Consider the following 25,876-nt stretch of genomic DNA (forward strand, 5'->3'; position numbering starts at 1 on the left):
GAAAGGTTCATTTTCATGAATGCAACCAAAACATCCGGCGACCGCGAGGTCACTGGCCAGTCCGATGCCGACAGCGAAAGACTTCCCGCGCTCGACGATTCCCTGCCGGGGAATATGCAGGACATCACCACTAACGAACATTCTTTCAGTGTACGCATGCTTGATACTGCCGAAGGCCGAAACAAGGCGAGTTTGCTCATCAATAAAATGTATGCCTGGCGCGGCTATGCCGGCACGCACATGCTGACGGATGACCCGAACAGGATCACGCTGACCTCGACTGACCAGGGCGAGGTTGTCGGCACGATCACGATCGGGCTCGACTCCGAGTCCGGCATCCTGGCCGACGAACTGTTCAAGCCGGAAATCGACGCCTACCGGGCGCGCGGTGCGCGGGTATGCGAATTCACGAAACTGGCGTTCGATGCGAATGGCGGTTCGCGGCAGTCGATGGCGGCACTATGGCATCTGGCCTTCCTGCATGCCCACGATCTCCATCACTGCACGCATCTGTTTATCGAGGTCAATCCGCGCCACCATCGTTTCTACCAGAAGATGATGGGCTTCCAGTTGCTCAGCGAACCCCGCATGAATCCGCGCGTCAACGCTCCGGCCTACCTGCTGTGCCTCGACCTCGACTACATGAAGTCGGAAGTCGAACGGGTCGGCGGCGGCCGCGCCGCGCCGGGCGACCGTTCTTTTTATACGCATTTTTACTCCCCACGCGAACAGGCTGGCATCATCGGCCGTCTGAAAGGCATGAGCTGAGCGATGGAAAACCAGTTCGACTACACTCGCGCCTTTTCCCGCAATATCGGTTGGGTCACGCCGGACGAGCAGCAGGCACTGCGCGGCAAGCGTGTCGCCATCGCTGGTGTGGGCGGCGTCGGTGGCGGTGAATTGCTCACACTTGTGCGCCTGGGCATCACCCGCTTTCACATTGCCGACTTCGACACGTTCGATGTCCCCAATTTCAATCGCCAGGCCGGCGCGATGGTATCCACGCTGAACCAGCCGAAGGCCGAGGTCATGGCACGCATGGCCCGTGATATCAACCCGGAAGTGGATATCCGCATCTTTCCAAAGGGTGTCCATGCCACCAATGCCGACGAATTCCTCGATGGCGTCGACCTGTATGTCGATGGGCTTGATTTCTTCGCCTTCGACGCCCGCGAAGCGGTATTCGATGCCTGCACGCGGCTGCGGATTCCGGCCACTACCGCCGCGCCGCTGGGCATGGGCGTGGCGAACCTGAATTTCCTGCCGGGCCGGATGTCGTTCGAGGAATACTTCGGCTGGAAGGGGCAGGATGAACTGGGCAAGGCGGTCCGTTTCCTGGTCGGCCTGGCACCGGCCGCACTGCACCGGCCATACCTGGTCATGCCCGAGGCACTCAACCTGGCCGAGCGCCGAGGCCCCTCGACCATCATGGCATGCCAGCTCTGCGCGGCCATCGTGGGTGTGCAAGCCATCAAGATCCTGCTCAAGCGGGGTGATGTGATCGCCGCGCCGCGGGGCATGCATTACGACGGTTTCCGGGACAAGCTGGTCAAGACATGGCGCCCCGGCGGCAACCGTCATCCATGGCAGCGCTTCGTCATCGCCAAGGCACGCCGCCGCATCGAACAAACCCTGGAGCAGTCATGAGCCGTGACACCGTACTCGCCATTCTCGACAAGGCGCGCTGGGCGCCCAGCGGCGACAACACCCAGGACTGGCGCTTCGAACTTGTCGGCGACGCGGCCGTGCGGGTCCATTGCACCGATACGCGCGACCATTGCGTATATGACCTGGACGGGCACCCCAGCCAGATTTCGTTCGGCGCCCTGCTGGAGACCATCGCCATCGCGGCCAGCGGCCACGGATTGCGGGCCGATGCGCAACGCGATCCGGCGTCGCCGCTCGAAGCGCCCGTCTTCGACGTGAACTTCGTTGCCGACGCAACCGTCCAGCCATCGCCGCTGATCCCGGCCATCGAACAGCGGACCGTGCAGCGCCGCAGGATGAGTACCCGCCCCCTGTCCGATACCGAGAAGGCGGCAATGGCGGCCGCCGTCGGCCCCGGCTATCACATTCAATGGCTGGAATCGTTTACCGAGCGGTGGCGGGCGGCGCGGCTGATGTTTCGCAACGCCAAACTTCGACTGCTGATGCCGGAAGCCTACCAAACGCATCGCCGCATCATCGACTGGGGCCGGCGCCACAGCGAAGAAAAGGTGCCGGACCAGGCACTGGGTGTCGACCGGATGACGCTGAAGCTGATGCGCTGGGCAATGCACAGCTGGGAACGCAATGCACGCATGAATGCGCTGCTGGGTACTGCCCTGCCCCGCATGCAGATGGACCTGGCACCGGGCCTGGCATGCGCCGCCCACTACGTCATCCACGCCCACGTCCCGGCGCAAACGATCGACGATTACGTGGCAGCAGGGCGTGCCGTGCAGCGTTTCTGGCTGACCCTGACAAACCTTGGCCTGTTCATGCAGCCCGAGATGACACCACTGATCTTCGCCCGCTACGTGCAGCAGAAGCGCGGCTTTTCCAAGGTGCCCGAGCTGTTGGGCATGGCCGAGATCCTTGCGCGCGAAACCCGCGCATTGGTGGGCGAAGCATCCTCGCCCGTCTATATGGGGCGTATCGGCGCTGGTCCCGCCCCCGATGCGCGTTCGCATCGCCGTCCCCTGTCAACACTGATGCGTAACCGATAGTGTCGAAGGCTTTTACAAGTAGCTTTAGGAAAGTAACTAACGGTATAGGTTAAGTCTTAAGAATCAGTCAGATAAATCCTGTGGCATGGTTTCTGCATTGGTACGACCGGCAGTCGTTGCCCCGCAAAATTGTCCTCACAGGAGAAAAAAATGTTCCATACCCAGTATCTGAAAACAGCGTTCGCCGGCCTGGCAGTGGCCGCGACGCTGGTGGCATTGCCCGCCACGGCGGAAACGCAACTGCTGAACTGGCAGCTTGACTTGCCAGGAGCCCAACCCGTCATCAACGGCATCACCGACCTGTCGATCGACGGCCACAGCTACATCAATACCAACCTGGGCGGGGGAAATCCCGGCCCGAACTTCACGTTCACGGACACCGGCATCTTCAACTTCAGCGGCAGCCTGTTCGGTCCCGGCAACCCGCAACAGATCACCGCGCATTACTACAACGGCACCGGCAACGGCGACCTGGCGTCGGGCCAGCTGACATTCACCAACACCGGCCGCCTGGACATCTACTACTACGATGGGGTGGATGACAACAATGCCGGCGATTCGGCCGGTGTCGATTATGCCTGGGGCACTTCCACCGGCGCTGGTGCCCCGCTGCGCGGCGCCAACTCCGGCATCTTGATCGCCAGCTTTGCCCAGCTCGCCACGCCGTTCGGCGAAAGCGCCGGTTCGGTCAATCCGGATGCCACGCCATCCAGCAATGGCCCGCTGACACTGGAATTCGAAGCGACCTACCTGGCCACCGGCGTGTGGCTCGACTCGGCCGGCAATGCGCTGCCGCTCGGCACGACACTGGGCTTTGTCACCACCAACGCCAGCGTCAACAACGGCAACTGCGGCCCGGGAACGCCGCCGGGATGCGTGCCGAACGCGGATACCCAGGATATCGTCTCGGCATTGGGCGGCAACTCGCCCAATGCGCAGCCGGGCGAGTTCCTGGTGCGTAACGGCGGCCAGTTCAAGCTGGCTCAAGCCGACGTGCCGGAACCGGGCACGCTGGCCCTGCTGGGCCTGGGCCTGCTCGGCCTGACGTTCACGCGGCGCGCACGCTCCTGATCGCGCTGACATTGTAAAAAGGCCCGCCCGCGGTTCGCGCGGGCGGGCCTTTTTCACACAAGCACGCTTACCAGATGATCACGCGCTCCTTCGGCGCCAGGTACATCTTGTCGCCGGTCTTCACCTTGAAGGCTTCGTAGAAGCCCGGCTGGTTGCGCATCGTGCCGTTGGCGCGGAACTGGCCAGGAGCGTGCGGATCGGTCTTGATCTGCACGATCTGCGCCGGTTCACGCATCTTCATGCGCCATACCTGCGCCCACCCCATGTAGAAGCGCTGGTCGCCCGTCAGGCCATCGATCACCGGCGCCTTCTTGCCCTTCAGCGACAGCTTGTAGGCCTTGTACGCCACGGCCAGGCCGGAGTTGTCGCCGATGTTCTCGCCCAGCGTCAGCTCGCCGTTCACGCTATAGCCCGGCAGTGGGCTGTAGGCGCCGTATTGCGCCACCAGCTGGCTGGTCTTGGCCTTGAAGTTCTTGTGGTCGGCCGGGCTCCACCAGTCGCGCAGGTTGCCGTCGCCGTCGTACTGGGCGCCCTGGTCGTCGAAGCCGTGGCTGATCTCGTGGCCGATCACGCCGCCGATCGCGCCGTAGTTCACCGCGTCATCCGCCTTGGGATCGAAGAATGGCGGCTGCAGGATCGAGGCCGGGAACACGATCTCGTTCATTTCCGGGTTGTAGTAGGCGTTCACGGTTTGCGGCGTCATCAGCCACTCGTCGCGGTCGATCGGCTTGCCCAGCTTGTTCAATTCCTTGTTGTAGTTGAACTCGTTGGCGCGCTGCACATTACCCAGCAGGTCGTCGCGCTTGACCGTCAGCGCCGAGTAATCGCGCCACTTGTTCGGGTAGCCGATCTTGGTGGTGAACTTGGCCAGCTTGGTCTGCGCTTCCTTCTTCGTGGCCGGCGTCATCCAGTCCAGCGTATTGATGCTTTGCCGGAACGCGGTCAGCAGGTTTTTCACCAGCACTTCCATGCGCGCCTTGTATTCGGCCGGGAAGTGCTGCTGCACATAGACCTTGCCGATCGCTTCGCCCAGCGCCGCTTCCGTGGAGCTGACGGCGCGCTTCCAGCGCGGCCGGTTCTCGGTCGCACCCGACAGCGTGGTGCCGTAGAACGCGAAGTTCTCGTCGACGAAGGCTTTCGACAGGTAGGGTGCGGCTTCGTGGATCAGCTGCCACTGCGCATAGGCCTTCAGTGTATCGATCGGCGTATCGGCCAGCACCTTGTCCAGTGCCTGGAAATAGGTCGGCTGGCTGACGATCACATACGTGGCCTTGCCCTGGATGCCGGTGGCGGCCAGGTAGGCATTCCAGTCGAAGCCGGGCATCAGCTCGCCGACCTTGGCGATGTCGTACTTGTTGTACGCCTTCACCGGGTCGCGCAGTTCGACCTTGCTCCACTGGATCTTGGCGATCTCGGTCTCGAACGCCACGATGGCCCTGGCATTGGCGGCGGCATTCGCATCGCCGGCCAGCGTCAGCATCTTCGCCACGTGGGTCTCGTACTTGGCCAGCGCCTCGGCCAGCTTGGCGTCATCCTTCTTCAGGTAGTAGTCGCGGTCCGGCAGGCCCAGGCCGTCCTGGAAGAAATCGACCACGTACTTGGTCGAATCCTTGTTGTCCTGGTGGATGGTCAGGTTCACCGGCGCCGTCACGCCATGGCGGTTGAATTCGGCGAACAGCTGCGGCAGCGCTTTCTTGTCGCCGATCGCGGCGATTTTCGCCAGGTTGTCCTTGATCGGCGCGACGCCCAGCTGCTCGACGCGCGCTTCATCCATGAAGCTGGCGTAGAAGTCGCCGATGCGCTGCTGGTCCGCATCCTTCGCGCTCGCGGCCGCGTCCTCGATGATCTTGCGCAGCTGCGGCTGGGTATCCTCGTGCAGCTTGTGGAACGCGCCCCAGCTGGATTTATCGGCCGGGATCTCGGTGGTGGCGAGCCACTTGCCGTTGGTGTGAACGAAGAAATCGTCCTGGGCGCGCACGGATGGGTCGATATATTCGATCGCGATGCCCGATGCGGCGGTCTTGGTCGGGGCCTTGTCGGCCGCGCCGGCAACGCCGCACACGCCGGCCAACAGGCTCAGCGTCAATGCACTTAACAGGTGTCGTTTCAAGGTGTATTTCCCTCTAGTTTGGACAATGGGTTTACCGGTCGATGCCGGTCGGCCGACAATACCATACCGGCCCGCCGTGAATGCAAAAAGACCACGGCCTGTGGTCTTTTTGCCAGCACCTCACTGGATGCTCGACGCCAGGTGGAAACCCGGTGCTCGTCACCGGATGCTCGTTACCGGATGCTCATCACCAGATGATCACGCGTTCTTCCGGCTTCAAATACAGCTTGTCGCCTTCCTTCACGCCGAATGCTTCATAGAAGCCGGGCTGGTTGACCACGGTACCGTTGGCGCGGAAGCGGCCCGGCGAATGCGGGTCGGTCTTCACCTGCACGATTTGCTGCGCTTCGCGCATCTTGGCGCGCCATACCTGCCCAAAGCCCATGTAGAAGCGCTGCTCGCCCGTCAGGCTGTCGATCACCGGCGCCGGCTGGCCGTTCAGCGACAGCTTGTACGCCTTGTACGCGATCGCCAGCCCCGAGTTGTCGGCGATATTCTCGCCCAGGGTGAGCCTGCCGTTGACGTTGTAGCCGGGCAGCGGGCTGTAGCCGTCGTACTGCGCCACCAGCCGGTCGGCCTTGGCCTTGAAGTTGGCGCGGTCCTGCTCGGTCCACCAGTTGCGCAGGTTGCCGTCGCCGTCGGACTGGCTGCCCGAATCGTCGAAGCCATGGCTGATCTCGTGGCCGATCACGGCACCGATCGCGCCGTAATTCACGGCATCGTCCGCTTTCGCATCGAAGAACGGCGGTTGCAGGATCGCGGCCGGGAACACGATCTCGTTGGTGGTCGAGCGGTAATAGGCGTTCACGGTTTGCGGCGTCATGCCCCACTCGGTGCGGTCGACCGGCTGGCCCAGCTTGGCGATGTTGCGGTCGTAGTCGAACTCCGTGGCACGGCGCAGGTTGCCCAGCAGGTCGCCACGCACGGTCTTGAACTTCGTGTAGTCGCGCCACTTGTCCGGATAGCCGATCTTCGGCGTGAACTTGGCCAGCTTGGCTTGCGCTTCCTTCTTGGTCTCGGGGCTCATCCAGTCGAGCGTGTCGATGCTCTGCCGGTATGCGGCCAGCAGGTTCTGGACGAGCTTTTCCATCCGCTCCTTGCGCTCCGGCGGGAAGTGCTGCGCCACGTAAAGCTTGCCCAGGCCTTCGCCGATCGCGCCTTCGACCACGCCCACGCCACGCTTCCAGCGTGGCGGCTGTTCCGTCACGCCCGTCAGCACGGTGCCATAGAACGCGAAGTGCGCATCGGCGAACGGCTTCGACAGGTACGGCGACGCTTCACGCAGCAGCTGCCACGTGAAGTAGGCCTTCCAGGTAGCGAGATCGGTGTCGTTCAGCACCTTCACGAAACCCTGCAGGTAGCTGGGCTGCATCACGATCACATAATCGGGAAACTGAGCAGGCAACTGAGCGGGCAACTGAGCAGGCACCTGAGCAGGCACCTGAGCGGGAACCTGGGCAGGCACTTTTGCCGTCTGGCCCGTGATGCCGGCGGCGGCCAGGGTGCCCTGCCAGTCATAGCCGGGCGCCAGCGCGGCCAATTGCCCGATCGCCACCTTGTTGTAGCGCTTCACGGGATCGCGGTTTTCCACCTTGGTCCACTGCGCCTGCGCCAGCGCGGTTTCCAGCGCCACGATGTGCTTCGCCTGCGCGGCGCCATCCTTCTGGCCGGCCAGTGCCAGCACCCTGGCGATGTGCAGCTCGTATTTCGCCAGCGCGTCAGCCAGCTTGGCGTCGTCCTTCTTCAGGTAGTAATCGCGGTCCGGCAAGCCCAGGCCGCTCTGCGCCACGTAGGCCACGTAGCGCGACGATTCGCGTGCATCCTGCGACACGCGCACCGCATACGGCGTCACCACGCCCAGGCGGTTCAGGTACGCCACCAGTGCGGGCAATGCCGCCTTGTCCTTCACGGCGGCGATGCGTGCCAGCTCCGCTTTCAGCGGCCCGGTGCCCAGCGCATCGAGTTTTTTCTCGTCCATGTAGCTGGCGTACAGGTCGGCGATCTTCGCTTCGTCACCCTGCAGGTGCTTGCGCGCCGCCAGAGCTTCGATGATGCCGCGCAGCTGTGGCAGCGTATCGTCGCGCAGCTTCATGAACGAGCCCCAGCTGGCCTTGTCGGCCGGGATCTCGGCCGTCTTCAGCCAGCCGCCGTTCAGGTGTTCGAAGAAGTCGTCTTGCGGGCGCACGCCATGGTCGATGTACTGGATGTCGATGCCGGATACCGGCGCAGCGGTGTCGGCTGCCATCGCGCCCGTGGCGCACAGTGCAAGAATGAGGGTGGAGAGGAGATGTCGTTTCACGTGGCCGCTTTCGGAAAGGGGAACGGTCCTTCGTGGGGCCCGGTCCCGGGATTGACTCTTGGTTGCGGGTGGCGCGCTGCCGCATGGCGTCGCTGGCCCATCCGTTAGCGTACACGAGGTTGCGGACGCGCGCACCTGCACCTGCACGTGCACCTGCCCTGCACCGCGCGCCGCCGGCGCTCAGCGGCCGATGCCGATCCCGCCGCCGATGTTGCCCATGCCACCACCCATGCCCCCGCCCGCTCCGCCTCCCGGCCCGCCACGGTGCCCGCCGCCGCCTTCGCCGCGCGGTCCGCCACCGCCGCCATTGCCGCCACCCGGCCCTTCGGGCTTGCGTTGCAGCTGCTCGGCGAGGAACACGGCCACCGCGCGGCGCTGGGTTTCGTCGAGCGCATCGTTCACCGTCAGCCACCACTCGCGCAGCTGCTTTTGCTCGGCAAGTTCGGCGCCGCCTTCCCCGTCGAGCGCGCCGGCCAGGTCGCGCAATTCGACATCGGCCTTCTGCAAGGCCTGCAGCGATGCGGCCTGCATCCGTTCCGCGCGCGACTGGCGCTCGCGCAGCAGCGCCCGGGTCCGGCTCTCGGTCTGCTGCCACAGGGTCTGCTGGTTGGCATTGAGTTTCAGCGAGTCCTTCAGCGCAGGCGCCATCATCAGCAAGTCCTGCGCGCGCATGTCCATCATCGGCAGCGCGCCCGCCGGGCCGGCGATCAGCAAAGCGGCGGCCAGCGCGGCCGCGCCCTTCTTCAACGTGTTCATGAATGCTCCGTGCAAAAAAAAGCCTGCGCTGGGAACGCAGGCCAAAACCACTTCAGGGTAGAGAGAAATACGGGCCAAGTGTAGGACGCGATTTCATGCCTTTCCGGCATTCTTACATTTCCTTACTCTCATTAACGCAGACGTACAAGCCGTCAAGAAGCGGCAATGTTGTCCGGTTTATAAAAATGAATCGAAGGGCAAGCTAAATCGCGTCCAGGCGCCGGCGCGCCGTGCGCAGGCCACTACATTGTGGAAAATCGGGTTTATACTGATCCGGCGGCCGTCGAGTGACCGCTGCGCGTCTTGAAGGGCATCTACATGAGTAACTGCGTGAACAATCGCGTGAACCATCGCGATAGCAACGGCGCCGGCACGGACGTGGGCGATAAGGTGAGCGAAAACGTGGGCAATAAGGTGGGCAAGAGCGCGAAGGGTGGCCTGAAGGGTGCACTCAACCGCGCGGGCCTGGTCGGCCTCGGCGTCGTGGCCGGCATCGCCGTTTCGCTGCAGTTTTCCGCGATGGCGCAACGTGCCGAGGAACCTGCCCTGCCGCTGGAGGAGCTGCGCCAGCTGGCCGATGTGTATGGCTTGATCAAGTCCGATTACGTCGAGCAGGTCGAGGACAGGAAACTGCTGACCGACGCCATCTCCGGCATGGTTGCCTCGCTCGATCCCCACTCGGCCTATCTCGACAAGAAGGCCTACGCGGAGCTGCGCGAAGGCTCGCAGGGCCGTTTCGTGGGCCTGGGCATCGAGATCGCCCAGGGCGACGAAGGCTATATCCGCATCGTCGCGCCGATCGAGGATTCGCCCGCCTACCGCGCCGGCATCAAGGCCGGCGACCTGATCACCCGCCTCGACGCGATGCCGCTGAAAGGCATGTCGCTCGATGAATCGGTGAAGAAGATGCGCGGCGAGCCGCACAGCAAGGTCACGCTGACCGTGCTGCGCGACGATGAGCCGCTGCCCCTCACGTTCAACCTGGTGCGCGAGGAAATCCTGCAAAAGAGCGTCAAGGGCAAGATCGTCGAGCCGGGCTACGCGTGGCTGCGCGTGGCGCAGTTCCAGGAACCGACAGTGGACGACCTGGCCGCCAAGATCACCGAACTGTACCGCCAGGATCCCAACCTGAAGGGCATGGTGCTCGACCTGCGCAACGATCCCGGCGGCGTTCTGCAGGGAGCGATCGGCGTGGCCGCGGCGTTCCTGCCGAAAGACACGCCCGTGGTGTCCACCAACGGCCAGTTGCCCGATTCGAAGCAGATCTACTACGCGCGCGCCGAGTACTATTCGCTGCGCAGCGACAGCGACCCGCTGGCGCGCCTGCCCGACGCCGTCAAGCGCATCCCGCTGGCGGTGCTGGTCAACACCGGTTCCGCGTCCGCCTCCGAAATCGTGGCCGGCGCGCTGCAGGACTACGGCCGCGCAACGATCCTCGGCACGCAGACGTTCGGCAAGGGTTCGGTACAAACCATCCGGCAACTGACGGCCGACACGGCATTGAAGCTGACCACGGCGCGCTACTACACGCCGCACGGCCGCGCGATCCAGGCCAAGGGTATCGTGCCCGACCTGAAAGTCAACGAATATGCCGACGGCGACGGCCTGAACGCGCTGCGCATGCGCGAGGCGGACTTGTCCCGCCACCTGGCGAACGACCGCGAAGCGGAAGCCGCCAAGGAGCGCCGCGACGAGCTGGAGGAACAGGCACGCATCCTGGCACTGGAGAAGAAGCGCAAGCCGCTCGAGTACGGCGGCGCCGGCGACTTCCAGCTGGCGCAGGCCCTGAACCACCTGAAGGGCTTGCCGGTGCAGACCGCCAAGCCGGAATCGGCGATCGTGCAGGCCGCCGCGAAGTAAGCACGGGCTGCGCCGGATGGCAGGACGGCGCCTTCGGGCGTCGTTTTTTTAGGCGCTGTGCGCGGTAATTCGGGGAACTTCCCGCCGGAATCATAGTCCGACTTCCTGTTGAGATACTTCATGTATATCAGGAGGCGACATGGGCACGGCGGATGTTCAGGTATTGATCGAAGCGTTGATCCATCAACAGCTTTCAGAAGATCAGGTCGCGTTGCTGCTGGGCTTTCTGGCCAGCGTCGAGCAACCAGGGCAGTGCCATCGCCTGATCGAAGAAGCCGCCGGAAGGCCGCCGTGTCCGCATTGCGGCTGCGAGAAATCTCACCGTTGCGGACAGGCCAGTGGCTTGCAGCGTTATCGCTGCGTGCTGTGCCGGCGCAGCTTCAACGCCTTGACCGGCACACCGCTTGCCCGTCTGCGTCTGCGCGACAAGTGGCTGCAATACCTGCAATGCCTCATCGAGTCGATCCCGGTGCGCTCGGCAGCCAGGTGCGTCCGGGTGGCCAAGTCGACCAGCTTTCGATGGCGCCACCGTTTCATCGCCGCCTTGCTGCGGGCGCCCCGTCCGCAGCTATCAGGCATCGTCGAGGCTGACGAAAGCTACCTTTTGGAATCACAAAAAGGCTCGCGGCACCTGAGCCGCCCGCCCCGAAAGCGCGGCGGCAAGGCCAGCCGGCGCGGCATCAGCAGCGAGCTGGACTGCATCCTCGTCGCTCGTGACCGCAACCGGCAAACGTGTGACTTCGTCACAGGCCGCGGCCCGGTCACTGCCGGCCAGCTGATGAAACACCTGAAGCCCGTGCTGGCGCCCGATGTACTGCTCGTCAGCGATTCGGCCAAGGCCTACCAGGCATTTGCGAAGCAGGCCGGCATCACGCACGAAGCGATCAATGTGCGTGCCGGCATCCGGGCGCGCGGCGCACTCCATATCCAGGGTGTCAATGGATGGCATAGCCGCTTCAAGACCTGGCTGCGGCGATTCAATGGCGTTGCCAGCCGCTATCTCGCCAATTACACCGGCTGGCTACGTGTGCTCGATGCCGCTGAGCTGACGGCACCGCGGCAATGGTTGCACATTGCCGTGGCGCAAGCCTAGGGTGGTCGGCTCTTTGTTGCGCTCGGCATGCAAAAAAGTTTCGTGACCACCGGCAGGGCCAATTAACGCGAACAGCGCCTTTTTTTATGCCGATTTTTCAGGCATTTCTTCAGGTAAAATCTGCGCCTCAGCGGCGCACGCGCCACTTAACGAATTCGAAAGTTTGCTTATGAAACAAGCCGTTATCAGCGGTACCGGGCTGTTCACGCCGCCGCACGCGATCTCGAACGAAGAGCTGGTGGAAGCCTTCAACGCCTATGTGGAACTGTTCAACCGGGAACATGCCGCCGCCATCGAGGCAGGCACGGTCGTCGCGCTGGAACCGTCGTCCGCCGCGTTCATCGAAAAGGCGTCGGGCATCAAGTCGCGCTATGTGATGGACAAGGCCGGCATCCTCGACCCGCAACGGATGGCGCCGCGCATCCCCGAGCGCGCCAACGAGGAACTGTCGCTGCAGGCGGAGATCTGCGTGGCCGCCGCCAGGGAAGCGCTGGCCCGCGCCAACCGCGCGCCCGCCGACATCGACATGGTGATCGTCGCCTGTTCGAACATGCAGCGCCCGTACCCGGCCATGGCGGTCGAGGTGCAGCAGGCCCTGGGCATCGAAGGTTTCGGCTTCGACATGAACGTGGCCTGCTCGTCCGCCACCTTCGGCATCCAGACCGGCGCCACGGCCGTGCAGACCGGCCAGGCCCGCGCGGTGCTCGTGCTGAACCCGGAAATCACCAGCGGCCACCTGGATTACCGCGACCGCGACAGCCATTTCATCTTCGGCGATGCCTGCACGGCCATCGTGATCGAAGCGCGCGATGCCGCCGTCTCGGCACACAAGTTCGAGATCGTCGACATGAAACTGAAGACCTCGTTCTCGAACAACATCCGCAACAACTTCGGCTTCATGAACCGCTTCGACGAAGCCGGCGTGGGCCAGCCGGACAAGCTGTTCAAGCAGCAGGGCCGCAAGGTGTTCAAGGATGTGTGCCCGATGGCCGCCGAGATGATCAAGCAGTCGATCGCCAGCGCCGGCCTGCAGGTCGAGGAGGTCCGCCGCTACTGGCTGCACCAGGCCAACCTGAACATGAACCAGCTGATCGCCCGCCTGATCCTGGGCCGCGATGCCACGGCCGACGAAGCGCCGGTGGTGCTGGACACGTACGCGAACACGTCGTCGGCCGGCTCGATCATCGCCTTCCACAAGTACCAGGACGACCTGCCGGCCGGCGCCGTCGGCGTCATCTGCTCGTTCGGTGCCGGCTACTCGATCGGCAGCGTGGTCGTTCGCAAGCTTTGATGTAGCCAACGGCGGAAAAACGGCCGAGGCAGCAGCGTCGGCCGTTTATACTTTCGGCAAGGGCCGGCATCCGCCGTCCCGCACCCTCCCGAAAGGAACCCTGCCTGCATGCCCCATGACGTCCCGCTGATCACCACCATCGCTGCCGCGCTCGGCTTCGGTCTCGTCCTCGGCTTCATCGCCGCCCGCCTCAAATTGCCCGCCCTGGTCGGCTATCTCGCCGCCGGCATCCTGCTGGGCCCCGCCACCCCCGGCTTCGTCGCCGATGCCGCGCTGGCCGGCCAGCTGGCCGAGATCGGCGTCATGCTGATGATGTTCGGCGTGGGCCTGCATTTCTCGCTGGAAGACCTGTGGGAAGTGCGCAAGGTGGCGCTGCCCGGCGCCCTGCTGCAGATTGCCGCCGCCACCGCGATGGGCATGGGCCTGGCGCACTGGTGGGGCTGGTCGATCGGCGGCGGGCTGGTGTTCGGGCTGGCACTGTCTGTCGCCAGTACCGTGGTGCTGCTGCGCGCGCTGGAAGAACGGGGCATCCTCGATACCTTCAACGGCCGCATCGCAGTGGGCTGGCTGGTCGTCGAAGACCTGGTGACGGTGATCGTGCTGGTGCTGCTGCCGGCGCTGGCGCCTTCGCTGGGCGGCGACACGACCGGCGTCGATCCGAACGCCAGCATCTGGATGACGCTGGCCATCACGCTGGGCAAGGTGGCGGTATTCGTCGTCTTCATGCTGGCGGTGGGCCGCAAGCTGTTCCCGTGGATCCTCTGGCAAGTGGCGCGCACCGGCTCGCGTGAACTGTTCACGCTGTGCGTAATCGCGGCCGCCGTCGGCATCGCGTTCGCGGCAACCAAGCTGTTCGGCATCTCGTTCGCGCTGGGCGCCTTCTTCGCCGGCATGGTGCTGCGTGAATCGGCGCTGGCGCACCGCGCGGCGCAGGAATCACTGCCGCTGCGCGACGCCTTCGCGGTGCTGTTCTTCGTGTCGGTCGGCATGCTGTTCGAACCGTCCATCATCATGGAACAGCCGCTGCAGCTGCTGGCGGTGGTGGCGATCATCATCTTCGGCAAGTCGCTGGCCGCCTTCCTGCTGGTGGTGCTGCTGCGCTATCCGGTCAAGACGGCGCTGATGGTGTCGGCCAGCCTGGCCCAGATCGGCGAGTTTTCGTTCATCCTCGCCGCCCTGGGCATTTCGCTGAAGCTCATGCCGCAAGATGGCCAGAGCCTGCTGCTGGCCGGCGCCATCATCTCGATCGCCCTCAATCCGCTGGTGTTCGCCGCCAGCGGGCCGCTGGAGCGCTGGCTCGGCCGCAACAAGCTGCTGGCGGCCAAGTTCGACCGGCCGGCCGACCCGCTGGCCGAACTGCCGATGACCACGGCGCGCACCAAGCTGTCCGGCCAGGTCGTGCTGGTGGGTTACGGCCGCGTCGGGCGCCACATCGCCCGCACGCTCAACGAGCACGGCATTCACTACGTGGTGGCGGAACAGAACCGCGAACTGGTCGACGAACTGCGGCGCGACGGCATCCCCGCCGTCGCCGGCAACGCGGGCGAGCCGGCGGTGCTGATCCAGGCCCACATCGCCCACGCCAGGATGCTGGTGATCGCCACCCCGGATACCTTCCACGTGCGCGCGATGATCGAAACGGCGCGTGCGCTGAATCCGGGCATCCGCACCGTCGTGCGCACCCACAGCGACGAGGAAGCGGACATGCTGCGCAAGGAGCAGGCCGGCAAGATCTTCATCGGCGAACAGGTCCTCGCCGACAGCATGAGCGACTACGTGCTCGACACCTTCCGCCAGCCGGCCGTGGCCGCCCATTGAGCACCGCCGGGTTCGTGTCCGGAACTGGCCAGGTTCCAGGCGGACGCGAACCGGGCAGCCGGGCGTGGAACAGGCTCGGTGCGCCAGTTAACCGTACACGCGTGGCTACCCTTGTGTTCCTTACCCCGTTACCGTACGCTGGAACCATGAGGCAACTGTTGCTGCTATTGTGTTTAGGGTGGAGTGCGCCCGCGCTGGTGTTCGCGCAGGGGCCGCGTACCGACGCGCCCAAGCTGCAGGTAGCCGTCAAGCGCATCATGCAGGATGCGCTGCACATGTACGAGATCGATGCCAGCGGCACCGTACAGGCGCCGCTGCCGGTGGTCTGGCGCATCCTTACCGGGTATGACAGGATGGAGGAATTCGTGCCGGACCTGGTGTCGTGCCGGGTGCTGTCACGCAACGGCAATGAAGTGATCATCGAACAGTTCGGCAATGCCCGCTTCCTGTTCATGTCCCGCTCGATCCACCTGATCGTGCGCGCGACCGAGCAACCGATGTCGTCGATCGATATCGCGCTCATTTCCGGCGACATGAAGCATTACGAATCGCGCTGGGAACTGGTGCCCGTGCCGGAAACGGGTGGCACGAAAGTGCTGTACACGGGCCGCATGATGCCCAGTTTCTACGTGCCGGGCATCCTCGGCACCAACATCATCCGCGGCGACATCGAGCGCATGATGGGCGCCGTGATGGCGCGGCTCGACAAGGGGATCGCCCCGCGCGCGCTGCCCTCGGCCGGCACGGACATCGCCCGCACCGGCGCGGCCGTGCCGCCGGCGCCGCGCTGACCATCGTTGCCCGGCCCCGAGCCGCTCAGGCCGGGTATTGGTCGCGGGTCCGTACTTCGGCGAAATTCTCCAGGCTGCCGATCCGGATCACCACGGGGTTCATGCTTGCCTGCGCATGCATCGGCCGCCAGGCGAACTTCCATTCCTGCTCCGCCGCGTCCTGCGCGGCCATCGTGAACGCCGAGCCCAGCCGCGCACGGCTGCCGTATTCGACGGCGCCGTCGATACCGGCCCAGTTCGGCAGCGTGCGCTGCACGGCGCGGTGCACGCGTTCGCCGAATTCCTCGGTGTTATGGATGACCAGGCAAGCATCGGCGCCGAAATGGTCGAACAGGTCGCGGCTCCATGCCTGCGAGAACGACAGCGTGAGGAAGCCGGCATCGGGCCGCAGCACGAAATGGCCCAGGCTGAGCGCCTGCTCCAGTTCGTTGCGGGGGCCATAGCGGTGCAGGGTCGGGGGGCGTTGGTAGTCGTGCATGAATTCGTGCCTAAGTTTATTTCGTGGCGTTATTTCGTGGCGTTATTTCGCGGCCTGCTCGCCGGCTTTGGGTGCCCGGCGCACATGGCGCATCGCGCGCATCGCCGACGAAGCGATGAAGATCTCGCGCAGCAGGAAGCCGAAGCTGGCGATCAGGCTGCCCACCGACGCGGCAAACAGGCCGGCGATGTATTTGTCGAGCGTGACGTCGGTGGTATCGCCCACGAACAGCAGGGCGATCACGATGCCGACGAACAGGCCGCACAGCGTCGACAGCGTGATCGCCATGTTGATGTAGTGCGAGCGGCGGTACAGCACGTCCAGCTCGGTCAGGTAATTGTCGTTGTAGGCGATGTCGAGCCGGTCTTCGAGTACGCGCGAGCGGTCGATGATGCGTGCCAGGCGATTGATCAGCACCATCAGGGCGGTGCAGACACCGTTCAGGAGAAATACCGGTGCGATCGCCAGTTGAATGATGTGGCCGATGTCGCCCAGCTGAATGTTCATTGCCATATTATTATGTGCGCTCCGCGGGACGACATGCCCGCTCCAGGCGCAAGTGTAGCAGGGCCGCCGCACGGCGGCGAAGGCCGGCTGGCTTAAAATCGCCCGAACCGGCGGAACGCTTCGGTGGCCGCCACCAGTTCGCGGCTGATGCCCAGCTCCATGGCCCCGTGGCCGGCGTCCGGCACCATTTTCACGACCGAGCCCGGCCAGTGCCGGTGCAGCTGCCACGCGGTGACCGGCGGGCAGATCACATCGTAGCGCCCGTGCACGATCACGGCCGGCAGGTGGGCGATGCGCTCCACGTTCTTCAGCAGCTGGCCTTCCTCGAAAAAGCCCAGGTTGGCCATATAGTGCGCTTCCAGCCGGCCCAGCCCCAGGTCCAGCGTATCGCACGGCGCTTCTTCCGGCTGCGGCATCAGGAATACGCGGCGCCCTTCGAAGCGGCTCCATGCCCGGACCGCCGGCCAGTAGATGTCCGGATCGGCATCCATGATGCGCCGGTAGTAGGCCTGGAGCAGGTCACCGCGCTCCGCTTCGGGAATGACGGCCGCGAATTCCTCGTGGATTTCCGGATGAAACCACCGGGCGCCGTCGATGAACCAGTCGATTTCCCGCGTCGTGCACAGGAAGACCCCGCGCAGCACGAAACCAAGGCAGCGCTCCGGGTGGGTCTGGCCATAGGCCAGCGCCAGCGTCGAGCCCCACGAACCGCCGAACACGAGCCACCGGTCGATGCCCATCAGTTCGCGCAGCCGCTCCATGTCCGACACCAGCAGTTGCGTGGTGTTGCCGCGCGTTTCACCCAGCGGCGTCGACTTGCCGGCGCCACGCTGGTCGAACAGGATCACCCGGTAGTGGCGTGGATCGAAGAAGCGCCGGTGCTGCACGGACAGTCCGGCCCCCGGCCCGCCATGCAGGAACACCACGGGAATGCCCTGCGGGTTGCCCACCTCTTCCCAGTAGATCGTGTGCAGCTCGTCCACCTGCAGCATGCCGGTGCGCAGCGGGTCGACGGGCGGGAACAGGTAGGCGGAAGGGTCGGGCATGTGGCGGCTCCTCAAAAAAATCGTCAAAAAAGTGTGTTGATGGCACGTTGCACATTGTAATCGTCGTCGACGAGCAGCAGTACCGGCCACTTGTCGAACGTGGTGCAGGGATGCGAGATGCCGCAGCCGACCAGGTCGCCTACCTGGACGTCCACCCCGTCCGGCAGCCGCAGATAGGCATGCTGGTCGTTCATCTTGTCGATGCGCGCGCCGTCCGGCAATGCGGCGGGATGGACGGCACCCGGGCGGTGCACGGCCAGCGCAAGCGGCAATCTCAGGTCGTACGACGCGTCGCGCTTACCCATCGACAGGATCGCCAGGCCCGGCTCCGGCCGCGACAGCACGATGCTCCACACTTCGAGTGCCGGCCGCAGTCCGTCGGCCGCATGGGCTTCGGCCCCTTCGCGCGCCGCCAGTTCCGCCGTCAGTTCCAGGTAGTGGCCATGATCGCTGGTCAGGTAGCAACCGCTGCGCAACACCGGCAGTACCGGCCGCGACAGGCCCGCCACCGCGCCGAACGCACGCGCCACCAGGTCGAAATACGACGAGCCTCCCGCGGACAGCAGGATCTGCGGGCCGCCGAACAATCCCTCCGCATCGAGCTGCCGCGCCAGCGCGCTTACCTGGGCAAGGAAGGCCTCGACGCGCTCGACATCGGCGGCCCGGTCATCGCTGACCAGCAAGCCTTCATAGCCTTCGATGCCGGCCAGTTGCAATCCGGCCGCCGCGGCAATGGTACGTGCCAGGGCCAGCGCATCGTCAAGCGTACGGCAGCCCGCGCGCTTGCCGGCAATGCCCAGCTCCACCAGCACCGGCAGCGGCCGCCCGATCCCGGCGCCGGCCGCGGCGCCGGACAGCCGCCGCACGCCTTCCGCCGAATCGGCCAGTACGAACAACTCGAAGCCGGGATCGTCGCGCAGCAGTGCCAGCAGCGCGCGAATATCGGCCAAGGCGACCAGTTCGTTGGCCAGCAGCACGCGGCGCACGCCGCAGCGCGCCGCGGCCAGCACCTGCGGCGCCGTCGCCAGCGTGATGCCCCATGCGCCGTTGGCCAGCTGGGCGCCGAACAGTTGCGGGCTCATCGTGGTCTTGCCGTGCGGCGCCAGCACCACATCGTAGCGGGCGCAAAAAGCCCGCATCCAGCCCAGGTTGTGCAGGAGGCTGGAGGTCTTCAGCACGGCCACCGGAAAACTGGTGTCGGCCGCGAGCACGTTCCAGCGCTGCACGCCGACCATGTGCTGGCGCAGCGGCTGCGCGATCGGCAAGCCCTTGGTGCCGGGCTGCAGCAGTTGTTCGTCGAGTTCAGCCAGGAACAGGCCGCCGTCGGGCAGGATGGTCATGCGGTCCTCGCAAGCATGGAAAATTGTTGGGAATGACAGGGAAGCGCCGGGAATGGACGTTGGAACCGACGTTAAACCAGCCGCCAGGGCAGGCGCGAGGACAGTCGCCAACGAGGCCACCAGGACAGCAGCCGAAAACACGTCGGGGACAGGCCCCGGTGCGGGCTTGCCCGACACCAGGTACCTGTCCCCGCGTGCGCTACCTGTTACATGTTACCTGCACTGCCGGATACCGGCAGCTTGCCACATTGCCGCTTACGACATGTGCTGGCCGCCGTTGATGGCGATGTTGGCGCCCGTCACGAAAGCGGCTTCATCCGACGCCAGGTAGGCGACCAGGCCAGCCACTTCATCCGGCTTGCCCAGGCGGCCCATCGGGATTTGCGGGAGGATCTTCGAATCCAGCACGTCCTGCGGGATTTCGGTGACCATCTTGGTGCCGATGTAGCCCGGCGAGATGGTATTCACGGTTACGCCCTTGCGCGCCACTTCCAGCGCCAGCGCCTTGGTGAAACCGTGCACGCCAGCCTTCGCGGCCGAATAGTTGGTCTGGCCGAAGGCGCCCTTCTGGCCGTTGACGGAGGAGATGTTGATGATCCGGCCCCAGCCGCGTTCGACCATGCCGTCGGTGACCGGTTTCGTCATGTTGAACACGGAATCCAGGTTCGTGCGCAGCACCGCATCCCAGTTCACCTTGTCCATCTTCTTGAACGTCATGTCACGGGTGATGCCCGCGTTGTTGACCAGCACGTCGACCGGTCCGATGTCGCGGGTAATCGCGGCAACGCATGCCTGGGCCGACTCGTAGTCGCCCACGTCGGCCGGATAGGCGGCGAAGTTGTAACCCTTCTCCTTCATCTCGTCCAGCCAGGCCTGGTACTTCGTGTTGTTCGGGGAATACGTGGTTACTACCTTGTAGCCCAGTGCAAGCAGCTTGATGCTGATTGCTTCGCCCAGACCGCCCATGCCGCCCGTTACCAATGCAACTCGTGCCATATGACATCCCCTCTAATTAGCGTACTCCGCACACAAAAACAAAGGGCCACTGCGTATGTGGCCCCCCTTCACTACTCTTGTTATTCGCGTTCGACGGCCAGCGCCACGCCCATGCCGCCGCCGATGCACAGCGAAGCCAGGCCTTTCTTGGCATCGCGGCGCACCATCTCGTGCAGCAGCGTTACCAGGATACGCGCGCCGGAAGCGCCGATCGGGTGGCCGATGGCGATCGCGCCGCCGTTCACGTTGATCTTGCTGGTATCCCAGCCCATTTCCTGGTTCACGGCGCAAGCCTGCGCGGCGAAGGCTTCATTGATTTCCAGCAGGTCCAGGTCTTGCGGCGACCAGCCGGCCTTCTTCAGCGCCAGCGTGCTGGCCGGTACCGGGCCCATGCCCATGTAGGCCGGGTCCAGGCCGGACGAAGCGTAAGCCTTGACGCGTGCCAGCGGCTTCAGGCCCAGTTCCTTGGCCTTCGAGGCGGACATCATCACCACGGCGGCGGCGCCGTCGTTGAGGCCGGAGGCGTTACCGGCGGTAACGCTACCCTCCTTGTTGAAGGCGGGGCGCAAGCCCTGCAGGCCTTCCAGCGTGGAGCCGGCCTTGATGTATTCGTCGCTGTCGAACACGATCGTGCCCTTCTTCTGCGGGATTTCCAGCGGCAGGATCTCGTCCTTGAACTTGCCCTCCTTCTGCGCCTTTTCCGCCTTCAGCTGCGACTGCAGCGCGAATTCATCTTGCTGGGTGCGCGAGATTTCATACTTCTTCGCGACGTTCTCGGCGGTGATGCCCATGTGGTACTGGTTGTACACGTCCCACAGGCCATCGACGATCATGGTGTCCGTCATCTTCACGTCGCCCATGCGGAAGCCGTCGCGCGAACCGTTCAGCACGTGCGGCGAGGCGCTCATGTTTTCCTGGCCACCGGCGATGACGATGTCGGAGTCGCCCGCCTTGATCGCCTGCGCCGCCAGGAACGTGGCCTTCAGGCCGCTGCCGCACACCTTGTTGATCGTGTAGCCGGGAATCGCGTTCGGCAGGCCGGACTTGATCACCGCCTGGCGGCCCGGATTCTGGCCCACGCCGGCCGTCAGTACCTGGCCCAGGATCACTTCGCTGATCAGGTTCGGATCGATGCCGGTCTGCGCCAGCAGGCCCTTGATCACGTGCGCACCGAGGTCGGCTGCGGGGGTCTTGGCCAGGCTGCCGCCAAATTTGCCGACCGCGGTACGGGCCGCGGCAACGATGACTACGTCTTCCATGTACATTCTCCAGTGCACTGACCAGCTAGGTCAGCAGGGTTGTCGAAGCGCTACTACTTTTCATTCTATCGGGTTGCGCGGCAAGCTACCAGCGAAGTCCTTGCTGAGCTCGCCTAAACGATGCTGGGCCGAATTGGCCACGCCGACCACCTGGCGGCCATACCGCTGGGCACGTTCCATGGCTTGCTGGGAGTGCGACGCCGTCAGGCAGACCAGGTCGCGGGGTTCGCGCACGAACAGCAACTGGTTCGAGACGGCGCTGGCCGCCGCGATACCCTCGCGCGTCGCATGCACGTTCAGCTCGACCAGGCTGGCGCCGCTTTCGAAGGCTGCGCGCAGCAGCGCATTGCAGCCGGCCACCTGCGATTCGGCGAAGCCGCGGGTGACATCGGCCAGCTCGGCTGGCAGCGCGTTCGGCAGCGCGGCCGGAAATGCCGCCGAGAATGCCGCCGGCAGCGTCGCTGGCGGTGTCATCGGAAACGCGGCAGCAGCGGACCAGTCGTGGAAGAACTGCGGGGAAAGCATGAACATGGGACGTCCTTTCGCAAAGCGTCGGAGCGGACCGATCCCGGCCAATACTGCTGGGCGAATAGTGCGGGGCTGATGTTGCTGAGCTACCGCTGCTGAGCTACCGCTGCTGAGCTACTGCTGCTGAGCTACTGCTACCGAGCTGCTGCTACCGAGCTGCTGCTACCGAGCTACTGCTGCTGAGCTAATGTTGCTGAGCTAAAGTTGCTGAGCTAATGTTGCTGAGCTACGGCTGCCGGACAAATTCACCTGAGCAAAATGGCTGAGATTCCGCAAAGGCTTTCATGCTAATTGGCAGAGCTGGCCAGTTATTTGATAAATATCAAACTCTGCGTCATGAGAGCAATTTAATGCCATCCAGCGATGCGGCGCACTGCTCGCGGATCACCTTCACGAAATCCGCCACGTACGCTTTTTGCCGCAATGCTTCCGGTACCGACACGTACAGGTCGCTCCACAGGCCATGGTCGCCGACCGGCCGGGCCACCACATAGTCGTAATCGACATAGTTCTTGATCGCCCAGTTCGGCAGCGCGGCAATGCCGCGGCGGCTGGCCACGAGCTGCAGGATGGCCACCGTGAGCTCGGCCGTGCGGCGGCCGAATTGCACGTCCGCCGGCCGCAGCACTTCGCGGATCAGGTCGATGCGCTCTTCCGGCACCGGATAGGTGATCAGCGTTTCGCCTTCGAAGTCGGCGGCGGCGAGGCGGCGCTGGCTGGCCAGCCGGTGCTTCTGCGCCATCACGGTCAGGATTTCAAAGCGGAACAGCGGGAATGTCGCGTACTGGCTCCGGTAGTCGGAGCCGATCACCAGGTCGGCGCTCCCGGCGCGCAGCAGGTCGACCGGTTCGCTGTGGAAGCCCGACACCAGGTCGATTTCAACGTCGGGCCAGCGCTTGCGGAATTCATCCATCACCGGCATCAGCCAGTCGAAACAGGTATGGCATTCCAGTGCCACGCGCAGCTGGCCCTGGTCACCCTGCATCAGCCGTACCACGTCGCGCTCGGCCAGCTCGATCTCGGGCAGCAGCATGTCGGCCAGCCGCAGCAGCCGCGCGCCGGTGGCGGTGAAGCCGATCGGCACCGACTTGCGTTCGAACAGCGGCCCGCCATAGCGGTCTTCCAGCAACTTGATCTGGTGCGACAGCGCCGACTGGGTGAGGTTCAGCAGTTGGGCCGCACGTACGAGGCTGCCTGCGGAGCGCAACGCGGCAAGCGTGCGCAAATGGCGGATCTCCAGCATGGTCAATGAATAATTTTCATGTTAAACCGCAAAATGTTTCGTTTGGCTTATAGATAGCATTGTCGCACACTCTACTTCACCAATATTTAACTCTTGTGACATGAAAAACATTTACACGCACATCCCCGGCTTTCCCCGCGTCGGCGCACAGCGCGAACTGAAGACGGCCCTGGAGCGCCACTGGCGTGGTGAACTGGCGGCTGCGGAACTGGAAGCCGAAGGCCGTGCGCTGCGCGCGCGCCACTGGGCGCGCCAGCGCGATGCCGGCCTGGACTTCGTTACCGTGGGCGACTTCGCCTTCTATGACCACGTGGCCAACCACATCCAGCTGCTCGGCTGCGAACCGGCGCGGTTCGGCTTCCAGGCTGAAACACCGCTGGAGCGCTACTTCACGCTGGCGCGGGGACGCGCCGGCGCACCGCGCGGCGACTGCGCCTGTGGCCACGGTAGCGCCAACGACCAGAACAGCCACGACGGCCACGACGGCCACGACAGCGGCAGCCCGGCGCTGGAAATGACCAAGTGGTTCGACACGAACTACCATTACCTGGTGCCCGAACTCGACGCCGCCACGCACTTCGAACTGTCGTCGACCCGCCTGTTCGACGAAGTGGACGAAGCGCTGGCACTGGGCCATGCCGTGAAGGCCACGCTGATCGGCCCCCTCACCTTCCTGTGGCTGGCCAGGAGCACCGATGCGACGCCGCGCCGCGATTTGCTGGACTGCCTGCTGCCCCGCCTTTTACCCATCTATGGCCAGGTGCTGGCGCGGCTGAAGGAACAGGGCGTGGCCTGGGTGCAGGTCGAGGAACCCATCCTCGGGCTCGACCTGCCGCAGGAATGGCGCAGCGCCTTCGACACCGCGTACTGGCAGCTGAACCAGGCTGGCGCGCCGCTGCTGCTGGCCACCTATTTCTCGCCGCTGGAAGAGAACCTGTCGCTGGCCTGCCGCCTGCCCGTCGCCGGACTGCATGTGGATGGCGTGCGTGCCGCGCACGAACTGGTCAGCGTGGCCGACTGGCTGCCGGTGCACAAGGTGCTGTCGGTCGGCATCGTCGATGGCCGCAATATCTGGCGCACCGACCTCGACGCGGCGCTGGGCACGCTGGCGCCGTTGCTGGAAAAGCGCAACGGCCAGCTGTGGCTGTCCACCTCGTGCTCGCTGCTGCACGTGCCGTACAGCCTGGAGGTGGAAACCGCGCTCGATCCGGAACTGGCATCGTGGCTGGCTTTCGCGCATGAAAAGCTCGATGAGCTGGCGGTCCTGAAAACCGCGATCGAACAGCCCAGGGCGGCAGCCGCAGCGCTGGCGGCGTCACGCGCGGCCATCGCCACGCGCCGCGCCAGCCCGCGCGTGCGCGATGCGGCAGTGCGGGCTCGGCTGGCTGCCCTGCCGGACCATGCCGCGCAGCGCAAATCGCCCTTCGCCGAGCGCCGGCTGCTGCAGGGAGCAAAGCTGAACCTGCCGCCCTTCCCCACCACCACCATCGGCTCGTTCCCGCAAACGCCGGCGATCCGCTCGGCCCGCGCCGCCTTCAAGCGCGGCGACCTGGACGGCACCGGATACGAAGCGGCCATGCGCGCCGAGATCGAACACGCGATCCGCCGCCAGGAAGCGCTGGGGCTGGACGTGCTGGTGCATGGCGAAGCCGAACGCAACGACATGGTCGAGTACTTCGGCGAACACCTGGCCGGCTTCGCGTTCACCCGGAACGGCTGGGTGCAGTCGTATGGCTCGCGCTGCGTGAAACCGCCGGTCATCTGGGGCGACGTGTCGCGGCCGGCGCCAATCACCGTGGCATGGGCGCGCCATGCGCAAAGCCTCACGCCACTGCCCGTGAAAGGCATGCTGACCGGTCCGGTGACGATCCTGCAATGGTCCTTCGTGCGCGACGACCAGCCGCGCGCCGACACGGCCGACCAGATCGCCCTGGCCATGCGCGACGAGGTGGACGACCTGCAGCAGGCCGGCATCGACATCGTGCAGATCGACGAGCCGGCGTTGCGCGAGGGCTTGCCGCTGCGCCAGGCACGCCGCGCCGCCTACCTGGACCGGGCGGTGCGCGCCTTCCGCCTGACGGCCGCGGTGGCACGGGACGGCACGCAGATCCATACCCACATGTGCTACGCCGAGTTCAACGACATCCTGCCGCAGATCGCCGCGCTCGATGCCGACGTGATCACCATCGAGACCTCCCGTTCGGCCATGGCGCTGCTCGACGCCTTCGGCGATTTCCGCTACCCGAACGACATCGGGCCGGGTGTCTACGACATCCACTCGCCGCGCGTGCCGGACCGCGAGGAAATGCTGGCGCTGCTGCGCCGTGCCCGCGCCGTCATCCCGGCCGGACAGCTGTGGGTCAACCCCGATTGCGGCCTGAAGACGCGCGGCTGGCCGGAAACCGAGGCGGCCCTGCGGCATATGGTCGACGCGGCGCGGCAGATGCGCGCGGAATGGGCCAGTGAAGCGACCAATGCAGCGACCAGTGCAGCGGCCAATGCAGCGGTCAATGCGGTGGCCAGTACGCTGACGAACAAGGTGGCCGCCGAAGCGGGCAGCGGCACGGCTGAAGCCGCATGAACACAGGGCCGGGAGGCTGTTCCGTACGTGAAAATGCCTCACCGATAATTGTTTTTTGACAGTAAAATGCTCGGGCCCGGGCCTGCCCGAACTTTTTACTG

General features: G+C 64.7%; 21 protein-coding genes. 10 read left to right on the plus strand and 11 right to left on the minus strand.

Going from position 1 to position 25,876, the window contains the following annotated elements:
* Positions 1-15: 15 nt before the first annotated feature.
* The 4 genes from EYF70_RS28030 (at position 16) to EYF70_RS28045 (ending at position 3,779) form a co-directional block, all read left to right on the plus strand.
* Positions 16-768, plus strand: coding sequence for an N-acyl amino acid synthase FeeM domain-containing protein (locus tag EYF70_RS28030; protein ID WP_229420600.1), 753 nt, complete (start codon positions 16-18; stop codon positions 766-768).
* Positions 769-771: 3 nt separating this feature from the next.
* Positions 772-1,647 (plus strand): ThiF family adenylyltransferase, encoded by an 876-nt coding sequence (locus EYF70_RS28035; RefSeq protein ID WP_131148303.1) that lies wholly within the window; start codon positions 772-774, stop codon positions 1,645-1,647.
* Entirely contained in the window at positions 1,644-2,708 is a 1,065-nt protein-coding gene (locus EYF70_RS28040) for a nitroreductase family protein (RefSeq protein WP_131148304.1), read from the plus strand. Before EYF70_RS28035 ends, EYF70_RS28040 begins: the two co-directional genes overlap by 4 nt.
* A gap of 150 nt (positions 2,709-2,858) precedes the next feature.
* A complete protein-coding gene (locus tag EYF70_RS28045) occupies positions 2,859-3,779 on the plus strand; it encodes a PEP-CTERM sorting domain-containing protein (RefSeq protein ID WP_131148305.1) in 921 nt (306 codons plus the stop codon).
* Between the two features lie 67 nt (positions 3,780-3,846).
* Here the strand turns inward: EYF70_RS28045 and EYF70_RS28050 are convergent, their stop codons facing one another.
* The 3 genes from EYF70_RS28050 to EYF70_RS31315 all read right to left on the minus strand — a co-directional run bounded on the left by EYF70_RS28050 (position 3,847) and on the right by EYF70_RS31315 (position 8,944).
* A complete protein-coding gene (locus EYF70_RS28050) occupies positions 3,847-5,889 on the minus strand; it encodes a M13 family metallopeptidase (RefSeq protein WP_131148306.1) in 2,043 nt (680 codons plus the stop codon).
* Between the two features lie 187 nt (positions 5,890-6,076).
* The gene (locus EYF70_RS28055) at positions 6,077-8,188 is read right to left on the minus strand and encodes a M13 family metallopeptidase (protein WP_371861688.1); all 2,112 of its coding nucleotides are present in this window, start codon (positions 8,186-8,188) and stop codon (positions 6,077-6,079) included.
* A gap of 180 nt (positions 8,189-8,368) precedes the next feature.
* Positions 8,369-8,944, minus strand: coding sequence for a hypothetical protein (locus EYF70_RS31315; protein WP_179966303.1), 576 nt, complete (start codon positions 8,942-8,944; stop codon positions 8,369-8,371).
* 519 nt (positions 8,945-9,463) lie between these two features.
* Between EYF70_RS31315 and EYF70_RS28065 the strand changes: the two genes are divergently transcribed.
* From EYF70_RS28065 to EYF70_RS28085, 5 genes are all read left to right on the plus strand, one after another.
* On the plus strand, positions 9,464-10,804 hold the full coding sequence (locus EYF70_RS28065) for a S41 family peptidase (RefSeq protein WP_131149393.1): 1,341 nt from the start codon (positions 9,464-9,466) through the stop codon (positions 10,802-10,804).
* 139 nt (positions 10,805-10,943) lie between these two features.
* Entirely contained in the window at positions 10,944-11,897 is a 954-nt protein-coding gene (locus tag EYF70_RS28070) for an IS1595 family transposase (RefSeq protein WP_229420601.1), read from the plus strand.
* 169 nt (positions 11,898-12,066) lie between these two features.
* Positions 12,067-13,188 carry a beta-ketoacyl-ACP synthase III gene (locus tag EYF70_RS28075; protein WP_131148307.1) on the plus strand — a complete coding sequence of 374 codons (1,122 nt, stop codon included), beginning with the start codon at positions 12,067-12,069 and terminating at the stop codon, positions 13,186-13,188.
* 108 nt (positions 13,189-13,296) lie between these two features.
* A complete protein-coding gene (locus EYF70_RS28080) occupies positions 13,297-15,006 on the plus strand; it encodes a cation:proton antiporter domain-containing protein (RefSeq protein WP_131148308.1) in 1,710 nt (569 codons plus the stop codon).
* Positions 15,007-15,152: 146 nt separating this feature from the next.
* Complete coding sequence (locus tag EYF70_RS28085) at positions 15,153-15,797, plus strand: SRPBCC family protein (protein ID WP_131148309.1); 645 nt, start codon at positions 15,153-15,155, stop codon at positions 15,795-15,797.
* A gap of 25 nt (positions 15,798-15,822) precedes the next feature.
* Here the strand turns inward: EYF70_RS28085 and EYF70_RS28090 are convergent, their stop codons facing one another.
* The 8 genes from EYF70_RS28090 to EYF70_RS28125 all read right to left on the minus strand — a co-directional run bounded on the left by EYF70_RS28090 (position 15,823) and on the right by EYF70_RS28125 (position 23,194).
* Entirely contained in the window at positions 15,823-16,275 is a 453-nt protein-coding gene (locus EYF70_RS28090) for a hypothetical protein (protein ID WP_131148310.1), read from the minus strand.
* A 42-nt stretch (positions 16,276-16,317) separates the two neighbouring features.
* Entirely contained in the window at positions 16,318-16,782 is a 465-nt protein-coding gene (locus EYF70_RS28095; protein WP_131148311.1) for a DUF2721 domain-containing protein, read from the minus strand.
* Between the two features lie 92 nt (positions 16,783-16,874).
* Positions 16,875-17,828 carry a prolyl aminopeptidase gene (pip, locus tag EYF70_RS28100; RefSeq protein ID WP_131148312.1) on the minus strand — a complete coding sequence of 318 codons (954 nt, stop codon included), beginning with the start codon at positions 17,826-17,828 and terminating at the stop codon, positions 16,875-16,877.
* Between the two features lie 23 nt (positions 17,829-17,851).
* Positions 17,852-19,168, minus strand: coding sequence for an amino acid deaminase (locus EYF70_RS28105; RefSeq protein WP_131148313.1), 1,317 nt, complete (start codon positions 19,166-19,168; stop codon positions 17,852-17,854).
* A gap of 255 nt (positions 19,169-19,423) precedes the next feature.
* Positions 19,424-20,164 carry an acetoacetyl-CoA reductase gene (phbB, locus tag EYF70_RS28110; protein WP_131148314.1) on the minus strand — a complete coding sequence of 247 codons (741 nt, stop codon included), beginning with the start codon at positions 20,162-20,164 and terminating at the stop codon, positions 19,424-19,426.
* Positions 20,165-20,244: 80 nt separating this feature from the next.
* Positions 20,245-21,423, minus strand: a complete 1,179-nt coding sequence (locus tag EYF70_RS28115; protein ID WP_131148315.1) for an acetyl-CoA C-acetyltransferase — start codon at positions 21,421-21,423, stop codon at positions 20,245-20,247.
* A 60-nt stretch (positions 21,424-21,483) separates the two neighbouring features.
* Positions 21,484-21,954 (minus strand): phasin family protein, encoded by a 471-nt coding sequence (locus EYF70_RS28120; protein WP_131148316.1) that lies wholly within the window; start codon positions 21,952-21,954, stop codon positions 21,484-21,486.
* Positions 21,955-22,285: 331 nt separating this feature from the next.
* The gene (locus tag EYF70_RS28125) at positions 22,286-23,194 is read right to left on the minus strand and encodes a LysR family transcriptional regulator (protein ID WP_131148317.1); all 909 of its coding nucleotides are present in this window, start codon (positions 23,192-23,194) and stop codon (positions 22,286-22,288) included.
* Positions 23,195-23,294: 100 nt separating this feature from the next.
* Here EYF70_RS28125 and metE point away from each other — a divergent pair, with 100 nt between their 5' ends.
* On the plus strand, positions 23,295-25,775 hold the full coding sequence (gene metE, locus EYF70_RS28130; RefSeq protein ID WP_131148318.1) for a 5-methyltetrahydropteroyltriglutamate--homocysteine S-methyltransferase: 2,481 nt from the start codon (positions 23,295-23,297) through the stop codon (positions 25,773-25,775).
* Positions 25,776-25,876: the final 101 nt, after the last annotated feature.

Source organism: Pseudoduganella albidiflava (genome assembly GCF_004322755.1).
Lineage (GTDB): Bacteria > Pseudomonadota > Gammaproteobacteria > Burkholderiales > Burkholderiaceae_D > Rugamonas > Rugamonas albidiflava.